Here is a 13,286-nt window from a genome sequence, read left to right as displayed (position 1 = left end):
AGGGATCGCTACTTGACGGCGCCGGCGGTGATGCCGCGAATGAGCTGGCGCGAGAACACGGCGTACAGCACGAGGATGGGCAGCACCGCCAGCGACAGCGCGGCGAGCACCGCGTTCCAGTCGGTGGCGAACTGGCCGACGAACTGCTGCACGCCCAGCGTGATGGTCTGCGTCTGCTCGGACGGCGCGAGGATCAGCGGGAACCACAGGTCGTTCCAGATCGGCACCATGGTGAAGACGGCCACCGTCGCCACGGCCGGGCGGATCAGCGGCAGCACGACCTGGAAGAAGATGCGGTACTCGCCGACGCCGTCGCAGCGCGCGGCGTCCTTCAGCTCCTGCGGCACGGCCGCGACGAACTCCGACAGGATCATCACCGCCAGCGGCAGCCCCTGCGCGATGTAGACCAGCACCAGCGCGGTGAGCGTGTTGACCAGGTCCAGCGCCACCATCTCCTGCAGGATCGCGACCGAGCCGAGGCGGATCGGCACCATGATCCCGAAGGCGAGGAACAGCGCGAGCAGGCGGTTTCCGAGGAAACCATATTCGGTCAGCGCCCACGCCGCCATCGCGCCCAACAGCAGGATGGCGACGAGCGACACGCTGGTCACGACGAGGCTGTTGACGAACATGTGGCCGATCGCCGCGTCGCCCAGCACCTTGCCGTAGCCCGCGAGGCTCAGCGTGGCGTGGGTCGGCAGGCCCAGCGGGTCGTCGAAGATGCCGGCGCGCGTCTTGAACGAGTTCAGCAACACCAGCGCGATCGGCGCCAGCACCAGCAGGCAATAGCCGCCGAGGACGAGGTGCACCATCGCCGATCGGCCGATCGCGCCGGCACGGCGCGCGGGAGTCGCGGCGCGGCTCATGACGCGAAGCGCTGCAGGCGCCGCTGGATGACGAAGAAGTACAGCGCGACGCCCGCCAGGATCAGCATGAACATCAGCGTGGCCAGCGCGGCGCCCATCGTCGCGCTGCCCGTCTCCGACTGGTAGCCGAAGAAGGTGCGGTAGAACAGCGTGCCCAGCAGGTCGGTGGCGAAGTTGGGCCCGGCCAACGCGCCCTTGACCGCGTAGATCAGGTCGAACGCGTTGAAGTTGCCGACGAAGGTGAGGATGTTGACCAGGCCCAGCGTCGGCAGGATCAGCGGCAGCCGGATGCGCCAGAAGATGCGCCACGGGCCCGCGCCTTCCACGGTCGCGGCCTCGACGATCTCCTCGGGGATCGCGATCAGCGCCGCGTAGATCAGCATCAGCGGCACGCCGACGAACTGCCACACCGAGATCAACGCCACGGTCGGCAGCGCGGTGTCCTCCTGGCCCAGCCACGGCGCGAAGTGCTCGCCGAGGCCGACCAGGTTCAGCGCCTTCTCGGCCACGCCCCACAGCGGCGACAGGATCAGCTGCCACGTGAAGCCGATGATCACCACCGACAGCAGCGTCGGCAGGAACAGCACCGTGCGATACGCCGCCGCGCCGTGCACCCCGCGCAGCGACAGCAGCGCCGCCAGCAGCAGCGCCACCGGGTTCTGCACCAGCGTGTGGATCGCGAAGAACTCGACGTTGTTGACCAGCGCGTTGCGGAACGCGCCGAACCAGTGCTCGTCGAACAGCAGCTTGTGGAAGTTGCCCAGGCCGATGAAGCTGACGTGGCCGACGTCGTCGGTGCCGTACACGCTCAGGCGCAGCGTGGCGATCAGCGGCCACGCGCTGAACGCGGTGTAGATGGCCAGCGCCGGCGCGAGGAAGACCAGGGCCGGCCAGCCGGCCTTCTGCTTCACACCGTCGTCCTCACTTCGAGGCCGCGGGGTGGTACCACTTCGCGAATCCCGACTGGATGCGGTCCGCCGCCTGCTGCGGCGTGAGCTTGCCGTTGAGCACCTGCGAGTTCACGTTCCAGAGTTCGTTCTCCATGCTCGGCTCGCCCCGACTCATGATCTGCGCGTTGAGGCGGATCGTCGACTTGCACTGCGCCCGCCAGCCCACCATCTGCTGCGCCACCGGGTTCTGCACCTGGACCCCGAACTTCGACAGCGAGAAGAAGCCGGTCGCCTTGTTGGTGTAGAGGTCGGCGAATTCCTTCGACGCGATCCAGTCGAGGAAGACCTTCGCGTCCGCCTTGTTCTTGCTGGCCGTGTTGATGCCCATGCCGATGTCGGCGTGGTCGGAGATGTAGCACGGATCCCCGGCCTTTTGCACCGGCGGTGCGAAGGCGCCGAAGTCCAGGCCGGCCTCCTTTTGATAGAACGCGATGTCCCACGAGCCGGCGGGGATGATCGCGGCCTTGCCGGACGCGAACAGCGTCTGCGAGTCGCCGTAGGTCTGCGCCTGGTAGCCCTTGGCGAGGTACGGCGGCCACTTGGCCATCGTCTGCCAGACGGCCACGAACTGCGGGTCGGTGAACTTCGCCTTGCCGGCGATCAGCGCCTTGCGGCCGTCCTCGCCCTTCCAGTAGTTCGGGCCGATGCCGGTGAAGACGACCTGGCTGGTGTCCCACTGGTCGGCGGTGCCCAGCGACATCGGAACGTATTTGCCGGACGCCTTCACCTTGTCGAGATCCGCGTAGAACTCGGCCTCGGTGGCCGGCGGCTTCAGGCCCAGTTCAGCGAAGATCTTCTTGTTGTAGAAGAAGCCGTGGATGACCGAGGCCATCGGCACGCAGTAGGTGTCCTTGCCGTCGTCGGTCTGCCAGGCGACCTTGGCCGAGTCGGGGAAGTTGTTCAGCGCCGGGTTGCCGTTGAGCTTCTCGAGATGGCCCTTCTTGTACAGGTCCAGCGAGACGTCGAACGGCCGGCACGTGATCAGGTCGCCCGCGCTGCCCGAGGCCAGGCGTGCCGCGACGACCGAGTTGTATTCCGGCGGCGCGGTGGGCGTGAACTTCACGGTGATGCCCGGATGCGCCTTGGTGAACGCGGGCAGCAGCACGGTGTCCCACAGCGCCTTGTCGTCGGTGCGCCAGCTCTCCAGCACGAGCGTGCCGGCGTCGGCGCGGGCCATGCAGGTCAGGGCGAGTGTGGCCAGGGCGGTGGTGCGGAGCAGGGCGTTCATCGGGCGCTTCCTTCGTGCGGAGGGTGGCGCAAGTTAGCATCGGGCCCCGCGTAACGCGAGCGCGCGCCGCGAAGCGCGCGAGGCGGCGCAAGTGCTTGATCCGCAAGGTGGTTTCCAGCATTGCGACGGCGGGCGTCTTACGCATCATTACGTCCACGCTCACCCGCCCCGCGCAGGCTCCATGCGAACGATCGTCCCGGGCTTACAAAACATTGCAAAGCGCAGGCTTTCGACAGCCGCGCGGCGCCGCACGTGCGCGTGGACCGCACTGATACTGGCGGCCTCGATGAATCTCGCGCACGCGCAACCCCTCGACGTCCTGCACTGGTGGACGTCCGACAGCGAACGCCAGGCCGCCGACCGCCTGGTGCAGCAGCTCGCGAGCCAGGGCATCGGCTGGCACGACGAGGCGATCCCCGGCGGTGGCGGCGGCGCGGCCATCAAGGTGTTGACCGGCCGCGTGCTGGCCGGCACGGCGCCCGACGTCGCGCAGGTCATCGGCCGCACGCTGACCGACTGGGCCGACCTTGGCCTCGTGCGGCCGCTGGACGACGTCGCGCAGCGCGGCCACTGGCGCCAGGCGATGTTCCCGGTGGTGCTGCAGACCGTCAGCCGCAACGGCAAGGTGATGGCCGCGCCGCTGGGCGTGCATCGCATCAACACGCTGCTCTACAACCACCACGTGTGGGAGCAGCTGCGCCTCGCGCCGCCGCGCACGTGGGCCGACATCGACGCCGCCGCCAGGGCGATGCGCGCGCATCGCGTCACGCCGCTCGCGTGGAGCGACGAGGCCTGGCAGATCGCGACCGTGTTCGAGACGGTGCTGCTGTCCGAGGGCGGGCCGGCGCTGTATTCGGAGCTGGCGTCGCCGCAGGGCTGGTCGTCGTGGCAGGACGCGCGCGTGGTCGCGGCGCTGAACCGCCTGCGCTGGCTGCGCGACCTCGACGACGAGCCAACCACCGAGCAGCCGTGGACCGCGTCGGCGCGCCGGCTGCAATCGGGCGCCGCGGGCATGCTGATCATGGGCGACTGGGCGCGCGGCGAGCTCGAGGCCTGGGGCGAGCAGCCGGGCCTGGACTTCGACTGCGTCGCGATCCCGCAGACCGCCGGCATGCACCTCTACAGCATCGACACGCTGGCCATGCTCGTGGGCCACGACGCGCACCGCGCGGAGCAGGAGAAGATGGCCGAGATCCTCGCGCAGCCCGCCACGCAGATGGCCTACAACCAGGCCAAGGGCTCGGTGCCGGTGCGCACCGACATCGATCCGTCGCAGCTCGATGTCTGCGCCCGCGACTCGTGGCAGACGCTGGCGCGGCCCGGCAGCGCGCTGCTCCCGAGCATCGCGCATCGCATGGCGGCGGTGGAGTCGGTGCGCGACGCGATGGGCGGCGTGCTGCAGCGCTTCATCCGAACGCGCAGCATGACGCCGCAGCAGGCGCAGGCGCAGCTGCTGGCGATCGTGCGGGGAGCGGCGCAATGACCAATGCGCGCAAGAAGACCATCCTGGCCGTCGACGACGACCAGAAGACCCGCCAGCTGCTCAAGCAATACCTCGAGAAGCAGCAGTACGTCGTGCAGCTGGCGCACGACGGCGAGAGCTTCCGCGCGGAGTTCGAGCGCTACCGCGACGACCTGAGCCTGGTGATCCTCGACGTGATGCTGCCCGACACCGACGGCTTCGCGCTGTGCCGCATGGTGCGCGAGCGCTCGGAGGTGCCCATCATCATGCTGACCGCGAGCTCCGACGACACCGAGCGCATCGTCGGCCTCGAGCTGGGCGCCGACGACTACATCGGCAAGCCCTACAACCCGCGCGAGCTGCTCGCGCGCATCAAGGCGATCCACCGGCGCTCGAACCCGGGCGACGGCAACGCGCGCCGCTACATGCGCTTCGCGGGCTTCTGCCTCGACCGCCTCGAGCGCACGCTGAAGGACGCCAACGGCGAGATCGTGGCGCTGACCGGCATGGACTTCGACCTGCTGCGCATCTTCGCGGAGCACGCCGGCGAGATCCTCGATCGCTCGCGACTGATGGAGCAGACGCGCGGGCGCGACCTCGGCCCGGCCGACCGCTCGCTGGACGTGCAGGTCAGCCGCCTGCGCCAGCGCCTGGCCGACGACGGCAAGCAGCCGGTGCTGATCAAGACCGTGCGCAACAGCGGCTACGTCTTCTCGGTCGAGGTCGTCGCCAGCCATGAATGACGGCTGGATCGACCGGCTGCTGCCCGCGACGCTGCGCGGGCGCATCATGGGCGTGATGGTGGTGGGCGTGCTGCTGAGCCAGCTGCTCGGGAGCGCGATCTGGACCTGGCAGCTGCGCGACACCGCGCGCAAGGACGCCCGCGACGCCGCGCGCCAGACCGCCGTCAGCGCCGCCGCCGCGATCCGCTTCCTGCGCGACCTGCCCGGCCAGTATCGCCCGCTGCTGATCGACCAGCTGCGCCAGATGGGCGGCACGCGCTTCTTCGTCGCGGTCAACAAGCAGCATGTGCCGGTGCAGGCGATCGAGGACTCGCTGCTCGCGCGCACGGTCATCGGCCAGGTGCGCAGCACGCTGCAGGGCGAGCTGCCGCCGGGACTGGCGGCGGACGTCGCGCTGGCCTGGCCCGAGACGCTGGCGGTCACCGGAGACGGCCGTTCTCTGCGCGAGCTGCCTGAGAACTGGGTCGTCGCGCCGATGCTGCTGCGCCCGCGCCGCGCGCCCGTCCTCGTGATCCAGGTCGACCTCGAGCCGGGCGGCTGCCTGCTGCTGGCCGCGACGCTGCCCGATCCGTATTTCCTCGACAGCGCCAATCCGCTGACGCGCGATCGGCTGCTCCTGCAAGGGGCGACGCTGCTGACCGTGCTTGTGCTGGTGCTGTTCGTCGCCCGCACCGTCACGCGCCCGCTGCAGCGCATCACCGACGCGGCCGCGGCCTTCGGCAGCGCGCTGCACCCGGCGCACATTCCCGACGAGGCCGGCACCATCGAGCTGCGCCGCACGGCGCGCGCGTTCAACGACATGCAGGCGCGCATCCAGCGCTTCGTCGAGGACCGCGAGCGGCTGTTCGCGAGCATCTCGCATGACCTGAAGACGCCGATCACGCGCCTGAAGCTGCGCACGGAGCTGCTGGACGACGACGTGCTGCGCGCCGACTTCCACGAGGATCTCGACGAGCTCGACGTGATGGTCAAGGGCGCGCTGCAGAGCGTCAAGGACAGCGCCGTGCACGAGAACGTGTCCGACGTGCGCCTCGACCGCCTCGTCGAGCGCCTGACCAACCCCGCGCTCGCCGCGGGCGCCCGCATCGCGATCGCCGTGCCGCCGCTGGCGGTGCGCGCCAAGCCGCTGGCGCTCAAGCGCGCGCTCGGCAACCTGATCGACAACGGCCTGCGCTACGGCGGCCAGCAGCTCGAGATCGCGGCGAGTGCGGATGACGCCGGCGTGACGCTGACGATCCGCGACCACGGCCCCGGCCTGCCCGAAAGCTCGCGCGAGGAGATCTTCGAGCCCTACGTGCGGCTGGCCCACGGCCGCGAGGCCAGCCGCGACGGCAGCGGCCTGGGCCTGGGCATCGCGCGCGGCATCCTGCGCGAGCACGGCGGCGACGTGAGGCTCGACAACCACCCGCAGCGCGGGCTGGTGGCCACGGTGCGGCTGCCCGCTCCTTCTGGGGATGGGAGCGCGCCTCGTCTGCCTTGATGATGCGCGGGCCGCCCGGCCGCTGCAGTCTCCCGGGCGCGCATCCAAAGGAGCGGAGACATGAGCAAGAACATCGTGCTGTGCCTGGACGGGACGTGGAACGGGCCGAACAGCAAGGACAAGGACGGCAACCAGACGCCGACGAACGTGCAGAAGCTGTTCGAGGCGCTCAGCGGATCGGCGGCGCTGGGCCCCACCGACAACGAAAAGGAATTCGAGCTGGCCCCGACCGGGGGCGCCGCGACGAGCCAGGTGGGCAAGTACATCCACGGCGTCGGCGACAGCAGCAACGTGCTCGCGCATGCGGTCGAAGGCGCGGTCGGCCTCGGCCTCGTCGCCCGCGTCATCCGCGGCTACACGTACCTCTCGCGCGTGTACGTGCCGGGCGACAACCTGTTCGTGCTCGGCTTCAGCCGTGGCGCCTACACCGCGCGCGCGCTGGCCGGCTTCGTCACCCACCAGGGCCTGCTCGATTGGACCGCGATGAAGCTCGACGCCGGATCGGAGGAGAGCTACAGCGCGGGCCTGGCAGCATGGACGCAATACAAGAAGGCGATCTACCAGGGCAAGGGCAGCGTTCTGCAGGACTTGTCGCAGGTGGTCAGCGACCTGCGCGACAGCTTCGACCTCGGCCTGCATCCCGCACCCAAGCTGCAGTTCGTGGGCAACGTCGGCATCACGGCCGTCGGCGTGTGGGACACCGTCGGCGCGCTGGGCATCCCCGATATCGAGGAGAAGGACGGCTCCGCCGTGCGCGTCGACGTCTTCCAGTTCTGCGACTCGATCCTGAACGCGAGCGTCGCCCATGGCTTCCACGCCGTGGCGGTCGACGAGCAGCGCGTCGACTTCACGCCGTCGCTGTGGAACGCGCGCGACGGCGTCGTCCAGGTGCTGTTTCCCGGCGCGCACGCCGACGTCGGCGGCGGCTACCCGCTCAAGGAATCGGGGCTGTCGAACGGCGGCCTCGCGTGGATGGCGCGCCAGATGGCCTCGGTGGGCGCGCAGTTCGACCACATGCCCGCCGGCGACGCGGACGCAACGGCGATCCAGCACCAACCCTGGGCCGACGGCGCGTTGAAGATGAAGACGGGCCCGCGCCAGTTCCCGCCCGGCATGCGCCTGAGCCAGCGCGTGCTGCAGCGCCTCGCGGCCGGCAAGGTGCCGGTGCAGCTGGGGGCCGATGGCGGCGCGGTCTATCGGCCGAAGAACCTCACCAACAGCTACCTGATGCTGGACTGGTCGGGCGCCGCGCCGCACGTCGTCGTCGAACCCTGAGCGGTACGCCGCTTGCCGTGCGGGAAACAGGCGGCGCGCCGACCCGCGCGCCGCCAAGTCCTGCATGAAACCATTCCCGTTTTGCATGACGTCGTCGCCAGTCCAGGTTACGAGCCAATTACACTGGCGAGGACGTCCGCTTCCCCGCTTTCGGCGGGTAAACCCGCGGCCTCGGCTGGTTCCTCGGTGTAACTCCCGTTCGCCGAGTCACCCGACGAAGGTACGGTTCGAAGCGTGCGCCGCGAGATTGGGCGAGCCCCGCGTCACGGAACGGCCCGTGGCAGCGAGGTTCGCCCAATCTTGTCTTTGAACCTTGTGATTGGAGCTTTCTCATGAACCGTCCCGCCATGGAAGGGCTGCGCTTGAACGTGCCGTCCTACGTCAAGCATGACCGCCTCGTCTCCTGGGTCGCGCAGATCGCCGCGCTGACCCAGGCCGCCGACGTCTACTGGTGCGACGGCACCGAGGCCGAGTACGACCGCCTGTGCGAGCAACTCGTCTCGGCCGGCACGTTCAAGCGCCTGAACCCGGCCAGGCGCGCCAACAGCTACCTCGCGTGCTCCGATCCGTCGGACGTCGCGCGCGTCGAAGACCGCACCTTCATCTGCAGCGAGAAGAAGGAATCGGCGGGCCCGACCAACAACTGGGAATCGCCCGAGAAGATGCGCGCGCTGCTGCAGAACGGCCAGGCCGACGGCACGCCGGCGCTGTTCGCCGGCTCGATGCGCGGGCGCACGATGTATGTCGTGCCGTTCTCGATGGGCCCGCTGGGCTCGCCGATCTCGCACATCGGCGTCGAACTGTCCGACAGCCCGTACGTGGCCGTCAACATGCGCCTGATGACGCGCATGGGCCGCGGCGCGCTCGACGTGCTGGGCACCGACGGCGAGTTCGTGCCCTGCGTCCACACCGTCGGCGCGCCGCTGGAAGCCGGCCAGAAGGACGTCGCCTGGCCGTGCAACAAGACCAAGTACATCGTCCACTACCCCGAGACGCGCGAGATCTGGAGCTACGGCTCGGGTTACGGCGGCAACGCGCTGCTGGGCAAGAAGTGCTTCGCGCTGCGCATCGCGTCGAACATGGGCCGCGACGAGGGCTGGCTTGCCGAACACATGCTGATCCTGGGCGTGACCAACCCGCAAGGCGTCAAGCGCCACATCGCGGCGGCATTCCCGAGCGCCTGCGGCAAGACCAACTTCGCGATGCTGATCCCGCCGGCCGGCATGCCGGGCTGGAAGGTCACCACCATCGGCGACGACATCGCCTGGATCAAGCCCAGCGCCGACGGCCGCCTGATGGCCATCAACCCCGAGGCCGGCTACTTCGGCGTCGCGCCGGGCACCAACGAGCAGACCAACCCGAACTGCATGGCCAGCCTCACGAAGGACGCCATCTTCACCAACGTCGGCCTGACCGACGACGGCGACGTCTGGTGGGAAGGCATGGGCGAGGCGCCCGCGCATTGCATCGACTGGCAGGGCAAGGACTGGACGCCGGCCATCGCCAAGGAGACCGGCGCCAAGGCCGCGCATCCGAACGCGCGCTTCACGGTGGCCGCCACCAACAACCCGGCGCTCGACGAGGCCTGGGACGACCCGAAGGGCGTCGCGATCGACGCGTTCATCTTCGGCGGCCGCCGCTCCACCACGGTGCCGCTGGTGACCGAGGCGCGCGACTGGGTCGACGGCGTCTACATGGCCGCGACCATGGGCTCCGAGACCACCGCCGCCGCCGCGGGCCAGCAGGGCGTCGTGCGCCGCGACCCGTTCGCGATGCTGCCGTTCACCGGCTACAACATGAGCGACTACTTCCAGCACTGGCTCACGATGGGCGAGAAGCTGGAAGCCAAGGGCGCGAAGCTGCCGGCCATCTTCTGCGTCAACTGGTTCCGCAAGGGCGCCGACGGCAAGTTCGTCTGGCCGGGCTACGGCGAGAACATGCGCGTGATGGAGTGGATGCTGGGCCGCATCGACGGCACGGCGCAGGGCACGGAGAACGTGTTCGGCACCAGCCCGCGCTACGAGGACCTGAACTGGAACGGCCTGGACTTCACGCGCGCACAGTTCGACAGCGTGATCGGCGTCGACAAGGCCGCCTGGCAGCAGGAGCTGGCGATGCACGACGAGCTGTTCACGACGCTCGCCTACCACCTGCCCGAGCAGTTGAAGACCACGAAGGCCCGCATCGCGGCGGCGCTGGGCTGATCCTCGCCCGCGCGCGTCACGCGCGCCCGCACGAAGGCCGCCTGCGGGCGGCCTTTTTCATTCCGAGTCGAGGCCTGTATCCTCGCCCCACGATGCGCCTGCAGATCCTGTCCGACCTCCACCTCGAAACCGAGCGCTTCGATGCGCAGCCCGCGCCCGGCGCCGAGCTGCTGATCCTCGCCGGCGACATCGACCGCGACTGGGAAGGCCTGCGCCGCTTCGCGTCATGGCCGGTGCCGGTCGTCTTCGTGGCCGGCAACCACGAGTTCGACGGCCGCGACGTCGACCAGGCCGCGATCGAGCTGCGCGCCTTCTGCGACTCCCTGGGCATCCGCATGCTCCATCGCGACAGCGCCGTGATCGCCGACGCGCAGGGCCGCCGCATCCGCTTTCTCGGCACGGTGCGCTGGAGCGATTTCGACCTGTTCGGCGAGGCCGGGCGCGCGAAGGCGCTGCGAGCCGGCTCGTATTTCCAGCGCGTGATGGGGGCGACGCGCCACGGCCAGCCGTTCGACGCCGATGCCGTGCGCGTGATGGGACTGGCGTGCCGCGCGTGGCTGGAGCGCGCACTGCAGGAGTCGCCGCAAGGCCGCTGGGACCGCACGGTCGCGATCACGCATTTCGCGCCGAGCCTGCGCAGCGCCGATCCGCGCTTCGGCCCGCAGCCGACGACGGCGAGCTTCTGCAATGCCGACGACGACCTGATCCCGCGAGCCGACCTGTGGATCCACGGCCACCTGCACTGCCGTCACGACTACCTGGTGCCGCGCGCCGGCCTGCACGCCGCGCGCGTGGTGTGCCAGGCGCGTGGCCTGGAGAAGAAGGGCGAGGCCGAAGGCTTCGAGCCGCTCAAGCTGTTCGAGGTCTGAGCGTCAGGAGCCCAGCTTGCGTCCGAGCCAGAGGCGCCAGGGCGCGACCGGCACCGCGGCGCGGATGGGCGGGGGCGTCTCGCCCGGCGTGAGCGTGCTGTAGTCGCCGGCCTCGAGGGCCTCGTCGAGCGCGAAGGCCGTGCCCATGTCGGCCAGGTCCGGTGCGCGTCGCGCCTGCGCGCCGCGGCCGAAATTGCGGAGGAAAGTCGGGCGTCTGGCATCGGTCATCGGGCACTCCATGGCGTTGGAACCGTGAGGCCAGTGTGTGGGAACGTAACGGATTTGATACATCGAAATGTGTGTGGTAAGTCCGGCAGTTGCGGTGTACCAATCTCACGACTCCCTCCAATTGGCGATGGCAGGGTCTTTGGATCGCGCTTAAGCTGATTGCGTCGACAAGGGGTGCAAGCGTCGCACCCTCGGACACCCTTGGGAGCCGCCGCCATGCGCACCATGCCGCTTCAATTCCTGACCTGGGGCACCGTCACCGCTGCCGTCGTCAGTGCGGTGTGGTTGTCCAACACGGACCAGGCGGCTGTCTTCTGCTCGGTCGGCTACCGCGCCACCAGCAGCGCGATGGGCCTCGACATCCCGCTGCCCACCGAGCCCACCCGCGCCGGGCCATCGGCCCAGATGCCGGGATCGAGCGCGGCCAAGCAGCTTCAGGTCAACGCCAGCTAGGCGCGCCGAACGAGCCTTTGCAGCGCACCCCGGCGCCCGGTCGCCGTCGACCGTCGACACCTGCCCGAATCGGCATCGGCGCTCAAGTAGCCCGGCTACTTAACTTGGAATTCAATTAATCCCGCTTCATGAAGTGAGCTCGCTCGACGAGAATTCCGCCCCAGCGTGACGGCGCCACCCGGTCGCCGCGCGACCGAGGATTCCCGATGAAAGTGATCGTTCTGGGCGCCGGCATCATCGGCGTCGCCACCGCCTGGTACCTGCTGGAGGAAGGCCACGACGTGACCGTCGTCGAACGCCAGCCCGAGGCCGCGCTCGAAACCAGCTTCGCCAACGGCGCCCAGATCTCGGTGTGCTTCTGCGAGCCCTGGGCCAACGCCGGCGCGCCATTCAAGGTGGCCAAATGGATGCTGCAGGACGACTCGCCGCTGCTGTTCCGTCCGCGCCTCGACCCGCACCAGTGGCGCTGGGCGCTGAGCTTCCTGGGTCAGTGCAACGACGCCGCGTTCGCGCGCAACGTGCAGCAGCTGGTCGCGCTGGGGCGCTACAGCCACGAGTCCCTGAAGTCCGTCGTCGCGGCCACCGGCATCGAATACGACCGCCTGCAGCGCGGCATCCTGCACTTCTTCTCGTCGGCGGCCGACTACGAGTCCGGCGTCAAGGCGGCAGCGCTGATGCGCGACCACGGCGTCGACCGCCGCGTGCTGGGTCGCGACGAGGTGCTGGCGGTCGAGCCTGCGCTCAAGGCCTTCGGCGGCATCCACGGCGGCACCTACACGCCCAGCGACGAGTCGGGCGACGCGCGCGTCTTCACGCAGAAGCTGGCGGCGCTGTGCGCCCGGCGGGGCGCGAAATTCCTCCACGAGCATGACGTGCTGGGCTTCGAGAAGTCGGGCAACAGGATCGCCGCGGTACGCATCCGCGATCGCGTCACGCTGCGCGACACCCGGCTCTCTGGCGACCAGATCGTCGCCGCCACCGGCTCGTTCACGGCGCCGCTGCTGCGCCAGCTCGGGATCTACCTCAACATCTATCCGGCCAAGGGCTACTCGGCGACGCTGCGGCTGAAGCGCCCGGAGGACGCGAGCGTCGTCAGCCTGCTGGACGACACCCGCAAGATCGCGATCTCGCGCCTGGGCGACCACGTCCGCATCGCGGGCACCGCGGAGATGGCCGGCTACGACACGTCCATCGACGGCGCGACCTCGCGCAAGCGCTGCGAGGCGCTGGTGCGGCGCTACGAGCAGCTGTTCCCGGGCGTCGCCGACACGAGCCAGCCCAACTTCTGGGCCGGCCTGCGCCCCAGCACGCCGGACAACCTGCCCTACATCGGCCGCAGCAGGATCTCGAACCTGTGGCTCAACGCGGGCCACGGCACGCTCGGCTGGACGCACGGCGCCGGCTCGGGCCGCGCGCTGGCCGAGCTGATCAGCGGGCGCCGTCCGCAGCTGGACTACGGCTTCTGCGGCGACGCGCTGCCGTCGCGACGGCCGCTGGTGCCGGTGCCGTCGCGCTCGTGGGCCTGACG

The 13,286-nt window shown here is 69.6% G+C and carries 12 protein-coding genes; 8 read left to right on the top strand and 4 right to left on the bottom strand.

Going from position 1 to position 13,286, the window contains the following annotated elements:
• Nucleotides 1-8: 8 nt before the first annotated feature.
• Genes LPC04_RS18100 through LPC04_RS18090 form a run of 3 tightly spaced genes read right to left on the bottom strand, consistent with a single transcriptional unit; the run spans nucleotide 9 to nucleotide 3,044 of the window.
• A complete protein-coding gene (locus LPC04_RS18100; protein ID WP_275683664.1) occupies nucleotides 9-866 on the bottom strand; it encodes a carbohydrate ABC transporter permease in 858 nt (285 codons plus the stop codon).
• Entirely contained in the window at nucleotides 863-1,777 is a 915-nt protein-coding gene (locus LPC04_RS18095) for a carbohydrate ABC transporter permease (RefSeq protein WP_275683663.1), read from the bottom strand. The genes LPC04_RS18100 and LPC04_RS18095 overlap by 4 nt, the downstream gene beginning before the upstream one ends.
• A gap of 10 nt (nucleotides 1,778-1,787) precedes the next feature.
• Entirely contained in the window at nucleotides 1,788-3,044 is a 1,257-nt protein-coding gene (locus tag LPC04_RS18090; protein WP_275683662.1) for an ABC transporter substrate-binding protein, read from the bottom strand.
• A gap of 286 nt (nucleotides 3,045-3,330) precedes the next feature.
• Between LPC04_RS18090 and LPC04_RS18085 the strand changes: the two genes are divergently transcribed.
• The 6 genes from LPC04_RS18085 (at nucleotide 3,331) to LPC04_RS18060 (ending at nucleotide 11,077) form a co-directional block, all read left to right on the top strand.
• The gene (locus LPC04_RS18085) at nucleotides 3,331-4,527 is read left to right on the top strand and encodes an ABC transporter substrate-binding protein (protein WP_275683661.1); all 1,197 of its coding nucleotides are present in this window, start codon (nucleotides 3,331-3,333) and stop codon (nucleotides 4,525-4,527) included.
• Complete coding sequence (locus LPC04_RS18080; protein WP_275683660.1) at nucleotides 4,524-5,249, top strand: response regulator; 726 nt, start codon at nucleotides 4,524-4,526, stop codon at nucleotides 5,247-5,249. Before LPC04_RS18085 ends, LPC04_RS18080 begins: the two co-directional genes overlap by 4 nt.
• Nucleotides 5,242-6,729, top strand: a complete 1,488-nt coding sequence (locus LPC04_RS18075) for an ATP-binding protein (protein WP_275683659.1) — start codon at nucleotides 5,242-5,244, stop codon at nucleotides 6,727-6,729. The genes LPC04_RS18080 and LPC04_RS18075 overlap by 8 nt, the downstream gene beginning before the upstream one ends.
• Before the next feature lie 60 nt (nucleotides 6,730-6,789).
• Nucleotides 6,790-8,004, top strand: coding sequence for a DUF2235 domain-containing protein (locus LPC04_RS18070; RefSeq protein WP_275683658.1), 1,215 nt, complete (start codon nucleotides 6,790-6,792; stop codon nucleotides 8,002-8,004).
• 332 nt (nucleotides 8,005-8,336) lie between these two features.
• Complete coding sequence (locus tag LPC04_RS18065; RefSeq protein ID WP_275683657.1) at nucleotides 8,337-10,208, top strand: phosphoenolpyruvate carboxykinase (GTP); 1,872 nt, start codon at nucleotides 8,337-8,339, stop codon at nucleotides 10,206-10,208.
• Between the two features lie 92 nt (nucleotides 10,209-10,300).
• Nucleotides 10,301-11,077: a metallophosphoesterase gene (locus LPC04_RS18060; RefSeq protein WP_275683656.1), complete on the top strand. Its 777-nt coding sequence runs from the start codon at nucleotides 10,301-10,303 to the stop codon at nucleotides 11,075-11,077.
• A 3-nt stretch (nucleotides 11,078-11,080) separates the two neighbouring features.
• On the opposite strand, the gene LPC04_RS18055 is transcribed toward LPC04_RS18060, so the two are convergent.
• Nucleotides 11,081-11,305 (bottom strand): hypothetical protein, encoded by a 225-nt coding sequence (locus tag LPC04_RS18055; protein WP_275683655.1) that lies wholly within the window; start codon nucleotides 11,303-11,305, stop codon nucleotides 11,081-11,083.
• Between the two features lie 216 nt (nucleotides 11,306-11,521).
• Between LPC04_RS18055 and LPC04_RS18050 the strand changes: the two genes are divergently transcribed.
• Nucleotides 11,522-11,758, top strand: a complete 237-nt coding sequence (locus tag LPC04_RS18050; RefSeq protein ID WP_275683654.1) for a hypothetical protein — start codon at nucleotides 11,522-11,524, stop codon at nucleotides 11,756-11,758.
• A 206-nt stretch (nucleotides 11,759-11,964) separates the two neighbouring features.
• A complete protein-coding gene (locus LPC04_RS18045; protein ID WP_275683653.1) occupies nucleotides 11,965-13,284 on the top strand; it encodes a D-amino acid dehydrogenase in 1,320 nt (439 codons plus the stop codon).
• The last annotated feature ends 2 nt before the right edge of the window (nucleotides 13,285-13,286 follow it).

Source organism: Scleromatobacter humisilvae (assembly GCF_023231945.1).
In the GTDB taxonomy this organism is placed as follows: Bacteria; Pseudomonadota; Gammaproteobacteria; order Burkholderiales; family Burkholderiaceae_C; genus Scleromatobacter; species Scleromatobacter humisilvae.
The sequence above is the reverse complement of the archived record's forward strand: the minus strand, read 5'-3'. Positions and strand labels throughout refer to the sequence as shown.